This is a genomic window from Superficieibacter sp. 1612_C1, from assembly GCF_015234305.1.
Classification (GTDB): domain Bacteria; phylum Pseudomonadota; class Gammaproteobacteria; order Enterobacterales; family Enterobacteriaceae; genus Superficieibacter.
Genome location: NZ_JADGMI010000006.1, coordinates 90,297 through 103,982 on the forward strand (window position 1 = coordinate 90,297; position 13,686 = coordinate 103,982).

12 protein-coding genes and 5 tRNA genes are annotated in these 13,686 nt (G+C 54.6%); all 17 read right to left on the minus strand.

The features are described from left to right. Positions 1-5: 5 nt before the first annotated feature. The 17 genes from luxS to mltB all read right to left on the minus strand — a co-directional run bounded on the left by luxS (position 6) and on the right by mltB (position 13,632). Entirely contained in the window at positions 6-521 is a 516-nt protein-coding gene (luxS, locus tag INT84_RS19570; RefSeq protein WP_176919987.1) for an S-ribosylhomocysteine lyase, read from the minus strand. A gap of 225 nt (positions 522-746) precedes the next feature. Beyond that, complete coding sequence (gshA, locus tag INT84_RS19575; RefSeq protein WP_194208146.1) at positions 747-2,303, minus strand: glutamate--cysteine ligase; 1,557 nt, start codon at positions 2,301-2,303, stop codon at positions 747-749. 148 nt (positions 2,304-2,451) lie between these two features. Beyond that, positions 2,452-3,018, minus strand: coding sequence for a fructose-1-phosphate/6-phosphogluconate phosphatase (gene yqaB / locus INT84_RS19580; protein WP_194208147.1), 567 nt, complete (start codon positions 3,016-3,018; stop codon positions 2,452-2,454). Between the two features lie 115 nt (positions 3,019-3,133). Further along, positions 3,134-3,210: transfer RNA gene (locus INT84_RS19585), tRNA-Arg, on the minus strand. 195 nt (positions 3,211-3,405) lie between these two features. Then, positions 3,406-3,482 (minus strand) — tRNA-Arg (locus INT84_RS19590). Positions 3,483-3,542: 60 nt separating this feature from the next. Further along, positions 3,543-3,619 (minus strand) — tRNA-Arg (locus tag INT84_RS19595). Positions 3,620-3,681: 62 nt separating this feature from the next. Next, positions 3,682-3,758 (minus strand) — tRNA-Arg (locus INT84_RS19600). Between the two features lie 3 nt (positions 3,759-3,761). After that, positions 3,762-3,854 (minus strand) — tRNA-Ser (locus tag INT84_RS19605). A 312-nt stretch (positions 3,855-4,166) separates the two neighbouring features. Continuing rightward, on the minus strand, positions 4,167-4,352 hold the full coding sequence (gene csrA / locus INT84_RS19610) for a carbon storage regulator CsrA (RefSeq protein ID WP_000906486.1): 186 nt from the start codon (positions 4,350-4,352) through the stop codon (positions 4,167-4,169). Between the two features lie 358 nt (positions 4,353-4,710). Further along, complete coding sequence (gene alaS, locus INT84_RS19615) at positions 4,711-7,338, minus strand: alanine--tRNA ligase (RefSeq protein ID WP_194208148.1); 2,628 nt, start codon at positions 7,336-7,338, stop codon at positions 4,711-4,713. 127 nt (positions 7,339-7,465) lie between these two features. Next, complete coding sequence (recX, locus tag INT84_RS19620; protein ID WP_194208149.1) at positions 7,466-7,966, minus strand: recombination regulator RecX; 501 nt, start codon at positions 7,964-7,966, stop codon at positions 7,466-7,468. 131 nt (positions 7,967-8,097) lie between these two features. Beyond that, the gene (recA, locus tag INT84_RS19625; RefSeq protein WP_176919992.1) at positions 8,098-9,162 is read right to left on the minus strand and encodes a recombinase RecA; all 1,065 of its coding nucleotides are present in this window, start codon (positions 9,160-9,162) and stop codon (positions 8,098-8,100) included. 91 nt (positions 9,163-9,253) lie between these two features. Next, positions 9,254-9,751, minus strand: coding sequence for a nicotinamide-nucleotide amidase (gene pncC, locus INT84_RS19630; RefSeq protein WP_194208150.1), 498 nt, complete (start codon positions 9,749-9,751; stop codon positions 9,254-9,256). A gap of 126 nt (positions 9,752-9,877) precedes the next feature. Then, a complete protein-coding gene (locus tag INT84_RS19635; protein WP_194208151.1) occupies positions 9,878-10,756 on the minus strand; it encodes a metal ABC transporter substrate-binding protein in 879 nt (292 codons plus the stop codon). A gap of 15 nt (positions 10,757-10,771) precedes the next feature. Beyond that, positions 10,772-11,632 carry a metal ABC transporter permease gene (locus INT84_RS19640; RefSeq protein WP_194208152.1) on the minus strand — a complete coding sequence of 287 codons (861 nt, stop codon included), beginning with the start codon at positions 11,630-11,632 and terminating at the stop codon, positions 10,772-10,774. Further along, the gene (locus INT84_RS19645) at positions 11,629-12,285 is read right to left on the minus strand and encodes a metal ABC transporter ATP-binding protein (RefSeq protein ID WP_194208153.1); all 657 of its coding nucleotides are present in this window, start codon (positions 12,283-12,285) and stop codon (positions 11,629-11,631) included. The genes INT84_RS19640 and INT84_RS19645 overlap by 4 nt, the downstream gene beginning before the upstream one ends. Positions 12,286-12,555: 270 nt before the next feature. Then, positions 12,556-13,632: a lytic murein transglycosylase B gene (gene mltB, locus INT84_RS19650; RefSeq protein ID WP_194208154.1), complete on the minus strand. Its 1,077-nt coding sequence runs from the start codon at positions 13,630-13,632 to the stop codon at positions 12,556-12,558. Between the last annotated feature and the right edge of the window lie 54 nt (positions 13,633-13,686).

Sequence of the window (13,686 nt, forward strand, 5' to 3'; positions counted from 1 at the left end):
AGCCACTAGATATGCAGTTCCTGCAATTTCTCTTTCGGCAGTTTCAGCTCTTCGTTGCTGTTCACGCGCACGTCATGATCGAGAATGTGACGTGCAATGTCCTGCGCTTCCGCCAGGGAGTGCATGTGATACGTACCGCACTGGTAGACGTTCAGCTCAGGGATCTGCTTCTGATCCTGAACTTTTAATACGTCGGCCATTGCCGCTTTCCACGCATCGGCAACGCGCTGCTCATCAGGGGTACCAATCAGGCTCATGTAGAAGCCGGTACGGCAGCCCATTGGCGAAATGTCGATAATTTCAACGCCGTTGCCGTTCAGGTGATCGCGCATAAAGCCTGCAAACAGGTGCTCCAGCGTATGAATCCCTTTTTCCGGCATCACTTCTTTGTTCGGAATGCAGAAACGCAGGTCAAACACGGTGATGGCATCGCCGTGCGGCGTGTTCATGGTTTTCGCCACGCGCACCGCAGGGGCTTCCATACGAGTATGGTCAACAGTAAAGCTATCTAATAGCGGCATTCTATCTCCTCCAGGCTATCTTTATGTCTTTAAATTCAGCAGGTTACTTTCAACCTTCTGCTCTGAATTTCTCATCACTGTGGATAGCGTAATTTTTTTTAAAATTAAATGAACTCTTTAGTGCCGGGCGAGTCTGAATATATGAAAGACGCGCATTTGTTATCATCATCCCTGATTTCAGAGATGTAAATTTTGGCCACAGTGATGTGGCCTTTTTCTTTTGTGTCAGGCATGTCTCGCCAGTACGGCTTCAAACGGCTCAGTATCTGCCGCCTCCAGCTCACGCTGACGTTCCCATGAGGCTTTGCCCTCGGCAATAAAATCATCTTCGCTCAGGATTTCCAGCGGCTCTTCCCGAAGAGTGGCGCGGTACTCTGCTGCCAGTTGTTTCCCCGTCCCGCCAATCCCCTGCTCTTTCATCATGCGCAGAATACGGGCCGAGAAGGTGAGTTCTGGATTGTCGAAACAGGCGACCAGTTCATCACATACCTTCTGATAGGCGTCAGAACCGTCAATGCTGTCCAGCGTTTGCGCGACACGGCGCAGGTCGCGGAACAGATCTTTGCCGACCTGCACCAGCGGGAACTGGGCGCTTTCGCAGCCGATGCCCAGCGTGAGACCCGGCTTACGGCCTTCGAGGATCACCCGGTTCCAGTTGGTACGTGTACACAGCAGCTCATCGCTGCTCATTTCCGGCGCATCCGCCAGCGCACACCAGACCATAAACAGGTCGAGGAAACGTACCTGCTGCTCGTCCACGCCAATCGGCGAGAACGGGTTGATATCCAGCGAGCGCACTTCAATATACTCAATGCCGCCGCGCAGCAGCGCATCCGACGGCGTCTCCCCGCTGCGGGTAACGCGTTTCGGACGGATCGGCGCATACAGCTCGTTTTCAATCTGCAAAATATTGCTATTGATTTGCAGGTACTTACCGTCTTTTTGCAGCCCCATTTTGGCATACTCTTCAGAAGGCGTTTTAATCGCCCGCTTCAATCCTGCCACATAAGTCTGCAAATCGTTAAACGTAATACCGAGATTGCTTTGCGATTTATTGGTATAGCCAAGATCGCTCAGACGCAACGAGGTCGCCCAGGGCAGATAGCACATGCCGCTTTCGGTTTTTTCAAACGGCAGCGTGGTGGGTTTGCCCTGCAAGAAAGAGGAGCAGATGGCGGGCGAGGCACCAAATAAATAGGGGATCACCCAGCCAAAGCGATAGTAGTTGCGAATCGAGCGGAAGTAACCCGCTGAGATTTGCTCTTTACCACTCTCTACATCCGTTACGCCGCATTTCGCCTGCCAGAAGGCCATCGGCAGAGAAAAATTGTAGTGCACACCGGAGATGGTCTGCATCAGCGCGCCATAGCGATTTTTTAAACCTTCACGATAAAGCGTTTTCAGCCGGCCCATGTTTGAGGTGCCGTACTGGGCTAATTCGATGTCCTGACCATTTTCGATATAGCACGGCATACTCAGCGGCCACATCCGCTCCTCGCCAATCTGACGGGCAGTATAGCGATGGACGTCGCGCATAAAGCTCAGCATGTGCTGGATATCGCCATCTACCGGCGTAATAAACTCCAGTAAGGCTTCAGCAAAGTCCGTGGTGATCCATTGATGCGTGAAGGCCGCCCCTAAGGCTTCAGGGTGTCCGGTCGTTGCCAGCGTACCGTCTTCATTTACGCGCAGCGTTTCCCGCTCAAGGCCGCGTTGGATGCCTTTTATTGCCTGTGGATTTTTTTCCAGCCAGGCCAGCGCCTGTGATACGTCCGGGATCAAATTGACCTCCCGCCTGTCGAATTCATTGTAATAATCATAGTAGTGCTACCATGCCATACTTGCGGAAACAAACGCACAAGAATAACGTTAGTTACCCCTTCAGCGCTATTAGCCATTGTTGCTATTCAAAATAAAAGTCAGGGAGTACTTAAAGCAGCCGGACGTCCACCGCATCCATGCCCGCCAGGCGCGCAGCCTGAAGGCCAAAATCAGCATCTTCAAACACCACGCATTTTTCCGGGGCGACGCCCATGCGTTCTGCGCATAACAGAAACGTATCCGGCGCGGGCTTATGGTTTTTAACGTCGTCGGCCGCTACAACCGCGGAAAAATAGCGGCGAAGATCGAGATGCGCCAGCAGCGCTTCCGCTATCGCGCGCTCGCTGCCGGTGCCCACCGCCATAGGACGACGCCCGTGCCACGCTTTCACCACCTCAATAAGCGGCAGCGGCTGCACGGTATCAAGCAGCATCGCCTTAACCGCATCGGTTTTTTCCCGCGCTAATTGATGGGGATCGAGATCGGCCTGATTGAGTTCGATAATCGCCTGCGCAATACGCCAGGTGGGAGAGCCGTTTAGCGAAACCATCGCCGCCATATCAAAACTCAGGCCGTAGCCGCCGAGGACTTCATTCCAGGCTTTACGGTGTGTCGGTTCGGTATCGAGGATGGTGCCATCCATATCGAAAATCAAACCCTCATAACGCTCGTACATCGTATTCTCACCAACCAAATGACAGGGTAATACTGTAGCGTAACTGGGCTTTTTTGTCGCTGACGACAGAATGAGGAATTATCAGGATAGGGGAGAGTGTAAACAGGGAGAAATATGGTGCATCCAGGAGGATTCGAACCTCCGACCGCTCGGTTCGTAGCCGAGTACTCTATCCAGCTGAGCTATGGATGCATTGGGATAACTATTTTACTGCTGATACCTGTACCGCGTAACGCTGCACCAGATAATAGATGGTGCATCCGGGAGGATTACTCGGCTGCGCCTCGCCCTACGGGCCGTTGCTGTCGCAACGTTATCCTCCCTGGTGCCTGCGATAAGTCCGCAGAGGACAGGTAACAGCGTTCTGGCTGTTAACAGGGAGCAAAATGGTGCATCCGGGAGGATTCGAACCTCCGACCGCTCGGTTCGTAGCCGAGTACTCTATCCAGCTGAGCTACGGATGCATCGGGATTACTGCTTTACTGCTGATACCTGTACCGCGTAACGCCGTACCAGGTAAGAGATGGTGCATCCAGGAGGATTCGAACCTCCGACCGCTCGGTTCGTAGCCGAGTACTCTATCCAGCTGAGCTATGGATGCATCAGAATTACTACTTTACTACAGATTCAATGTTACTCAACCTGCCGTAACACTGATGAAGATGGTGCATCCAGGAGGATTCGAACCTCCGACCGCTCGGTTCGTAGCCGAGTACTCTATCCAGCTGAGCTATGGATGCAAATGGCGGTGAGGCGGGGATTCGAACCCCGGATGCAGCTTTTGACCGCATACTCCCTTAGCAGGGGAGCGCCTTCAGCCTCTCGGCCACCTCACCACACGCCTCTTACGAGTGCTTCGAAGAACTTGTTTCTGCTCATCGTCGCTGCGTGGCGCACATATTACTTTCTGGGACTTATAAGTCAAACAATTTTTCCCAAGCTTTTATCGTTTGCACACTTCACACACAATTAGCCTGCAAAAACGGCAAAGAGAGTGATTTTTCGACGGAAAATTCTGCGGACGCAAGCGATTTACGCCTGATTAAGCGCAGCAAAAAAAGAGGATATTTAGCAGGGGGAGACGAAAAAAAGAAGAAAACGGAAACGAGAGGGATCCGCGCCTTACCAGACAGCAAGGCGCGAAAACATTAGTAACTGGACTGCTGGGATTTTTCAGCCTGAATACGCTGATAGATCTCTTCACGGTGAACAGAAACTTCTTTCGGGGCGTTTACGCCAATGCGTACCTGGTTGCCCTTCACCCCTAAAACTGTCACGGTGACCTCATCCCCAATCATGAGGGTTTCACCAACTCGGCGAGTCAGAATCAGCATTCTTTGCTCCTTGAAAGATTATAAGAGTCGGGTCTCTCTGTATCCCGGCATTATCCGTCATATAACGCCAAAAAGTAAGCGATGACCAACACGTAAAGTGTAAGCAGTCACGGCATCACAATCTGTTAAACGTAAGTTTAGCCGATATACAAAACTTCAACCTGACTTTATCGTTATAAAACCGTCCCGATAAAGGTGACAGGCACGATGTCAGCACCCGATCCAGAAGCCAGGCAGACCCGGTTTCTGAAATTCATTGTGTTCTCATCGTACTGCAATCTGTTCGGTCTGGATAGCAATAGTGCAGTTGCAGAACGCCTTTCTCGCAGAAAACGACGCTCGCAACTGCTTATAGTTATTACAGTTTTGTACTTACCCAGCTTTTAACGCTGGCTAATGCGCCAGGTAAAGCTGCCGCGTCGGTACCGCCAGCTTGCGCCATATCCGGACGCCCGCCGCCTTTACCGCCGACTTGCTGAGCAACCATACCCACCAGTTCCCCTGCTTTTACGCGATCGGTGACATCTTTTGATACACCTGCAATCAGAGAAACCTTACCTTCCGCTACGGTTGCCAGAACCACAATTGTCGATCCCAGTTGGTTTTTAAGATCGTCAACCATCGTTCGCAGCATCTTCGGTTCAACGCCCGTCAGTTCACTGACCAGCAGCTTAACACCGTTGATCTCTTCCGCTTTACTGGAAAGACTTGCGCTTTCCTGAGCGGCAGCCTGCGCTTTAAGCTGTTGCAGCTCTTTTTCCAGCTGACGCGACCGTTCCAGCACTGAACGGACTTTGTCGCTCAGATTATGGCTATCGCCCTTCAGCAGTTGCGCAATATCGCTGAGCTGGTCGCTTTCCGCATGCAGCGCCGCAATGGCACCGTCACCCGTCACCGCTTCAATACGACGCACACCTGCCGCCGTGCCGGATTCAGACACAATACGGAACAGACCAATATCACCGGTACGGCTGGCATGCGTGCCGCCACACAGTTCGGTGGAGAAGTCGCCCATACTCAGCACGCGCACGCGCTCATCGTATTTTTCACCGAACAGCGCCATCGCGCCCTTCTCGCGCGCCGCGTCCAGATCCATAATGTTCGTTTCGATCGGCAAGTTGCGGCGGATCTGCGCATTCACCAGATCTTCCACTGCCCGGATTTCTGCCGGTTTCATGGCTTCGAAATGCGAGAAGTCGAAGCGCAGCACTTTATCGTTTACCAGCGACCCTTTCTGTGCAACGTGGGTCCCCAGTACCTGACGTAACGCCGCATGCATCAGGTGAGTGGCCGAGTGGTTGCGACGAATACGCGCGCGACGCTCTTCATCAACGTCCGCCTGTACGGCGTCGCCGACTTTCAGCGAACCGGTCGTCAGTTTGCCGAGATGACCAATTGCCTGGCCATACTTCTGCGTATCATCCACCGCAAAGCTAAAACCTGCGCCTTTGATTTCGCCTTTATCGCCTACCTGACCGCCGGATTCGCCGTAGAACGGCGTCTCGTCAAGCACGACTACGGCCTGCTGGCCAGCGCTGATAGCGTCAACCGCTTTACCATCAACGAACAGCGCGGTCACTTTGCCGTTCAGTTCGAGGTAGTCGTAACCTTTAAATTCAGATGTCCCGTCAACGCGGATCATCGCGTTGTAGTCCGCGCCGAAACCGCTGGATTCGCGCGCGCGACGGCGCTGCGCTTCCATTGCTGCTTCAAAGCCCTCTTCATCGACTTTGATATTGCGCTCGCGGCAAACGTCCGCCGTCAGGTCTACCGGGAAGCCGTAGGTGTCGTACAGGCGGAAGGCGGTTTCGCCATCCAGGGTATCGCCGGTCAGTTTCGTCAGCTCTTCATCGAGCAGCGCCAGGCCACGTTCCAGAGTGCGGGCAAACTGCTCTTCTTCGGTTTTCAGCACCTGCTCAACCTGCGCCTGCTGGCGTTTCAACTCTTCACCGGCAGCACCCATAACCTCAACCAGCGGCCCCACCAGCTTGTAGAAGAAGGTGTCTTTCGCGCCGAGCATATTGCCGTGGCGAATAGCACGGCGAATGATACGACGCAGCACGTAGCCGCGGTTTTCATTCGACGGGATCACGCCATCGGCAATCAGGAAGGCGCAGGAGCGAATGTGGTCGGCAATCACGCGCAGCGATTTATTGCTCAGATCGGTAGCACCAGTGACTTTTGCCACCGCGTCGATCAGCGTACGGAACAGGTCAATTTCATAGTTGGAATTAACATGTTGCATTACCGCCGTAATACGCTCCAGCCCCATACCGGTATCGACGGAGGGTTTCGGCAGCGGCTCCATCGTGCCGTCAGCCTGACGGTTGAACTGCATAAAGACGATGTTCCAGATCTCAATATAGCGATCGCCATCTTCTTCCGGGCTTCCCGGAGGGCCACCCCAGATGTGGTCGCCGTGATCGTAGAAAATTTCGGTGCACGGACCACAAGGACCGGTATCGCCCATCTGCCAGAAGTTATCAGAGGCATACGGCGCGCCTTTGTTGTCACCGATGCGAATAATGCGCTCAGCCGGGATGCCGACTTCTTTTTCCCAGATGGCATAGGCTTCGTCGTCAGTTTCGTAAACGGTCACCCACAGACGCTCTTTCGGCAGGGCAAACCAGTTTTCTCCGGTCAGCAGTTCCCACGCATATTGAATGGCGTCGTGTTTGAAATAGTCACCGAAGCTGAAGTTACCCAGCATTTCGAAGAACGTATGGTGGCGTGCAGTGTAACCGACGTTTTCCAGGTCGTTATGTTTACCGCCCGCACGCACGCAACGCTGAGACGTGGTGGCACGAGAGTAGTTACGTTTGTCGAGTCCAAGGAAAACATCCTTGAACTGATTCATCCCGGCATTAGTGAACAGCAGCGTCGGGTCGTTGTGAGGAACAAGGGAGCTGCTGGCAACTACCTGATGTCCCTTACCGTGGAAAAAGTCGAGAAACGCCTGACGGATCTCAGCGGTGCTCTTGCTCATAATTATCCTGAAATCAAGCTAACGAATATCGTAGCCAGCGGACACCCTGAGGTACATCAACGCCAGCTACCGAAAAAGTGGGAATAAGATAAGTTTTCTTGACGGGGAAGTAAAATCCCGTATGCGGTCAATCAGTAAAATTTCGCCAGATATCCTGAATATCTTCCATAAGATAGCCACGATAGAGCAAAAATCGCTGGATTTTCACTTTTTGTGGAAAGTCAGTAGGCAACGGTTCGCCATATTTTCGTACGGCCTGCTCTTTAGCAAGTACAGCCCACTCAATCTCACATTCCCGCATCGCCCGTTCGCCAACCTCGCGGGGAATGCCCTTCTGATTAAGCTCCTGACGAATGCGCGCCGGGCCATACCCTTTGCGGCTACGGCTGGCGATAAACTGCTGCACGAAACGGCTGTCATCAAGGTAGTGATTTTCGATGCACCATACGATGACGCGATCCACATCCTCTGGCGTCGCATCTGACGCTTCAGGGCCTTGTTTCGTGATGATGGGCGCGGCCAGCTTACGGCGCAACTCCTGCTCGCTGTGGTCGCGCATAGCCAGAATGCGTACAGCACGGTCAAGGAGTCGCGAATACGCAGAGCGGCGTGGGGTATTCTCTGTCATAGCAAAACCTGCAAGCGTTAAAATAGCAAAAGGGCCGCATTAAGCAGCCCTTTAGTGACTAACATCCGTCGATGTTACCTGATTTTCTGGAGGATGCCATTTACGTTGCCTCCTCCAGCTTTACCGAAAGATTAAAAATCTTCTTTCGCTTCAGCCGCGTTTTCGTCGTTAGGATCAACCACAAAGTCCGGCTTGTCGTTCGGGTTGCTGAGCAGCTGCTCACGCACTTTCTTCTCGATCTCTTTCGCCGCAGCCGGGTTCTCTTTCAACCAGGTAATCGCATTCGCTTTACCCTGACCGATTTTGTCGCCGTTGTAGCTATACCAGGCACCGGCTTTCTCAATCAGCTTCTCTTTCACGCCGAGGTCAACCAGCTCGCCGTGATAGTTAATGCCTTCACCGTAGAGGATCTGGAACTCAGCCTGTTTGAACGGCGCAGCGATTTTGTTTTTCACCACTTTAACGCGGGTTTCGCTACCGACGACGTTCTCGCCCTCTTTCACCGCACCGATACGGCGGATATCCAGACGCACGGAGGCGTAGAATTTCAGCGCGTTACCACCGGTGGTGGTTTCCGGGTTACCGAACATCACACCGATTTTCATACGGATCTGGTTGATGAAGATCAGCAGCGTGTTGGACTGCTTCAGGTTACCCGCCAGTTTACGCATCGCCTGGCTCATCATACGCGCCGCAAGGCCCATATGAGAGTCACCGATTTCGCCTTCGATTTCCGCTTTCGGCGTCAGGGCCGCCACGGAGTCGACAACGATAACGTCTACTGCACCGGAACGCGCCAGCGCGTCACAGATTTCCAGCGCCTGCTCACCGGTATCCGGTTGAGAGCACAGCAGGTTGTCAATATCTACGCCCAGTTTACGCGCGTAAACCGGATCAAGCGCGTGTTCTGCGTCGATGAACGCACAGGTCTTGCCTTCGCGCTGAGCGGCGGCAACGACCTGGAGGGTCAGGGTGGTTTTACCTGAGGATTCCGGCCCGTAGATCTCTACGATACGGCCCATCGGCAAACCGCCTGCGCCCAGCGCGATATCCAGCGAAAGCGAGCCGGTAGAGATGGTTTCCACATCCATGGAACGGTCTTCACCCAGACGCATGATGGAGCCTTTGCCAAATTGTTTTTCAATCTGGCCCAGTGCTGCCGCCAACGCTTTCTGTTTGTTTTCGTCGATAGCCATTATTACTCCTTTCATACCGGGTGAAGCTGGTTTACACCACGCCGGGGATTACTGTTCTGTTGCGCTAATTATACTGTATAGCCATACAGTATCAAGCATTTTGTAGAAAATTTTGCCACAGGGTTTGCAGGGCATACGCCGTGGCCTGACGCCGCACTGCATCACGGTCGCCAGCGAAACATTCACAGCGGGTAATCCCCTCTCCGCGAGCGCTGGCAAAGCCAAACCAGACTGTGCCGACCGGCTTGGTTTCGCTGCCGCCGTCCGGTCCGGCAATGCCGCTGATGGAGACAGCGTAATCGGCACGCGCCGCGCGCAGTGCGCCAATCGCCATCTCGACGACGACAGGTTCACTCACCGCGCCGTGCTGTTCAAGTGTGGCACTTTTTACGCCGATCATTTGCGCTTTTGCTTCATTACTGTAGGTGACAAAGCCGCGTTCAAACCAGGCGGAGCTGCCCGCGATGTCGGTAATCACTTTCGCCACCCAGCCGCCGGTGCAGGATTCCGCGGTGGTCATTGTTGCGCCGCGCGCCTTAAGCGCCAGCCCTACACGCTGACTTAACTGTTGTAATTCACCCTCGGTCATAGGGGCCTCGCGATGCCGAAAAGAATGGACAACAAGATAGCACTTTCCAGCAGGAGATGGGGGCGACGAGTTGATTTTACGAGGAAGATTCAGAAAAAAGGCCAGCCAGGGCTGACCTTTAAAGCTTTATTTCATGCTGTTGGCGATGGTTTCAATATTGTGACGCATCGCTTTCTCATAGGTATCCGCCACGCCGCCGGGTGCGGACAGGGCTTCAGGATACAGCTCGCCTCCCGGCTGTGCGCCGGTGGCGCTGGCAATCTGCCGGACCAGGCGCGGATCGAGCTGATTTTCCATAAACCAGACTTTCACGCCGTCGGCTTTAATCTGCTTAATCATCTGGGCAATCTGCGCCGCGCTCGGCTCGCTTTCCGAGGAGAGCCCCTGCGGCGGGACGAAGGTTACACCATACGCCCGGCCAAAATAGCCGAAGGCATCATGGCTGGTGAGCACTTTACGCTTCGCCTGCGGTATCGCGCTGAACTGCGTTTTTGCCCAGCTATCCAGCTGTTGAAGCTGGGTAATGTAGCGGCTGCCGGACGCTTTCAGATCGGCAGCATCTTGCGGATCGGCCTTCTCCAGCGCCGCCTGAATGTTCTTCGCATAGTGCACACCGTTGGCAACATCATTCCACGCATGCGGATCGGTCACGGTTTTACCGTCCTCCTCCAGAGTATGCGTTTTGATACCGTCTGAGGCGACAACCAGCGTGCCGTGAAAGCCGGAAGCTTTGACCATCCGGTCAAGCCAGCCCTCCAGCCCAAGACCGTTAACCACCACCACGTCGGCTTTGCTCAGCATCGCGCTGTCCTGGGGCGACGGTTCAAAGGTATGCGGATCGCCGTCCGGTCCTACCAGCGTTCTCACGTTAACGTGATCGCCTCCGACCTGCTGAGTAATATCCTCGAGTATCGAAAAACTGGTAACCACATTCAGCGTTTTCGCCATCGCGTTCTGCGCCATGACGCTGAGCGCCAGCGCAATAATGACCCCTGTACATTTCATCTTTTCCCCTTGCTATTAAAAAATGGCGCGCAAACTGCTTGCCAGCCCGCTACGCCTGCCAAATAAAACGGATATAAAAAACAGGGCGCTGGCGGTCAGAACAATGGATGGCCCGGCGGGAAGATTGGCTCCCCAGGAGAGGCTCAATCCCAACCAGGCGCTGAGGACACCGCCTGCTCCAGCCAGCACCAGCAGCCCCGGCAGAGTATTCGCCCAGCAGCGTGCGGCGACCGCAGGCAGCATCATGACGCCCACCGCCATCAGCGTGCCGAGGACCTGAAAACCGGCCACCAGATTCAGCACCAGCAGCGCCAGAAACAGGCCGTGCAGCAACGAGGGTAGCCAGCGGGCATTCACCTGTAGCCAGGCGCTGTCGAACGCTTCACTCACCAGCCCGCGATAGAACAGCGCCAGGCACACTAACGTGATGCCGGACACACCCGCGACAAAAATAGCCGCGTCGGTATCGACCGCCAGAATCGAGCCAAACAGCAAATGCAGAAGATCGACGCTGGAGCCGCGCAGGGATACCAGCGTCACCCCCAGCGCCAGCGATCCCAGATAGAACCCGGCAAAACTGGCGTCCTCTTTAAGCAGCGTGCGGCGACTCACCCATCCGGCGATCAGCGCGACCACGATCCCGGCAATAAACCCGCCGATGCTCATCGCCAGAAGCGACATACCGTTGAGCAGATAGCCCACCGCCACGCCCGGCAAAATCGCGTGGGAAAGCGCGTCTCCCATCAGGCTCATCCGCCGCAAAAGCAGAAAAACGCCCAGTGCCGTGGTGCTCATGGAAAGCGCCAGGCACACCACCAGCGCGCGGCGCATAAAGCCAAACTCAATAAACGGCTGAAAAAAGAGATGCCAGATCATGCAAACGCCGCTCCCTGCGTGCTGCCCCAGTACGCCTGTTCAGCCGCGAGATGAAGATTTTCAGGAAAGTAGTCAGCCACGCGCTGGCTATCGTGCAGTACCGCCAGCAGGGTTTGCCCCTGCCGATTCATTTCAATCATGAGTGTCATAAGGGCTTGCCGGGTAATTTCATCGACGCCGGTAAAAGGTTCATCCAGCATCACCAGCGGTGCCTGCTGGAGCAGAACGCGGGCGAACAACATCCGCTGGAACTGCCCGCCGGAAAGCCGATCGATGGTGACACCGGCCATGGCGCTCAGGCCAACACGCTCCAGAACCGCCGCAATACGCTTTCGCAGGTGGCGATCCAGCGCTTTTAACAATGAGATCCGCGGCCAGGCCCCCATACTCACCACGTCCTGCACGGTGAGGGGAAACTGCGACTCCAGCGCGTGACGCTGCGCCAGCCAGCCAATCACCGGCCGCCCGGACGACCAACGGACCGTACCGCTGACGGGAGGTATAAAGCCTGCCAGCGTTTTCAGCAGCGTCGATTTACCGCAGCCGTTAACGCCAGTAATAGCCGTCATGCTGCCGGTTTCAATCGTGCCGCTTAACGAGGCGGTAATCGGCTGGCGGTCATAGCCCACCACAAGGTGATCAAGTTCAATCATGGCAATACCACCGCCCAGGTCACGGCTAACCACAGGACGATGAGTAGCAAGACTGCGAATAGCAGGCGCGTGACGGCAGAAAAAGAGAAAAGCGTGGAAGAAAGCATGGAATACCTCATAACGTTATAACATAACAATAATGAGTTTGTAGAGAAATGTAAATCAGGTTTACCGCGAGGAATATGTCGAAATATTTCAGGCTAACGAAGGACGTTTTCGCCCCGACGCTGGGTGCCGGGGCGAGAGAAGCATACAAGAAGCGTTATTGAACTATCGCGCCAGCGCCACCGCTTCACCCAGTTGCCAGACGGCCATCGCATAGTTGGTACTATGGTTATAGCGGGTGATGGTGTAGAAGTTAGGGAAGCCGTACCAGTACTGGTAGCTGGTGCCGATATCCAGCCGCAGCAGGCTGGCCTGCTGGTGATTACCCAGCGGCTGAAGCGGCGTCAGTCCGGCAGCGGCAAGCTGTGACACGCTGTATTTGGTATTGAATCCGCTTTCCAGCCCCACCGCCTGACCGCTGGCCTGCACCGCAACCAGATCACCCTTCACCCAGCCATGTTCTTTGAAATAGTTAGCGACGCTGCCGATAGCGTCTTCCGGATCCCACAGGTTAATCCGTCCATCGCCGTTAAAATCGACCGCATACTGCTTATATGAGGAGGGCATGAACTGGCCATACCCCATCGCACCAGCAAATGACCCCTGCAAATCCAGCGGATCGTCCTGCTCGTCGCGCGCCATCAGCAGGAAGGTTTCCAGTTCGCCGGAGAAGTATTCGGCGCGGCGCGGGTAGTTAAAGGAGAGCGTCGCCAGCGCATCAAGAATACGCGTTTTGCCCATCACCCGGCCCCAGCGGGTTTCCACACCGATAATACCGACAATGATTTCCGGCGGCACGCCGTACACCTGCCATGCGCGGTTCAGCGCATCCTGGTACTGATTCCAGAACACGACACCATTTTGCACGTTATCCGGGGTAATGAACTGCTGGCGATAGCGCAACCATGCGCCATTCGGGCCGCTCGGCAACGTCGAGGTGGTCGGTGCCTGCCGGTCCATCAGGCGCAGCACGTTATCTTTACGCTTCGCCTGCGACAGGATCTCCTGAAGCTGCTGCTTATTAAAACCATGCTTGCTCACCATTTTATCGATGAACTGTTCCGCCACCGGGTTATTAGCGAAGTCACCGCTGAGCATCATCACGTTATGCTGCGGCTCCAGCAGGAAACCGCCAGACGGAGCCACCGTTTCAGGAGGCGCGGCGGGCGTTTTGGGTTTGCTGCTACAGGCAGCGAGCAAAGTAACTAACGGAAGTAGAGCCAGGTAACGACGCTTAAGCATGGGAGTTCCATTCAACGAATTTGAGCAAAGGCAAGTATGGTAAAACATCCGCCA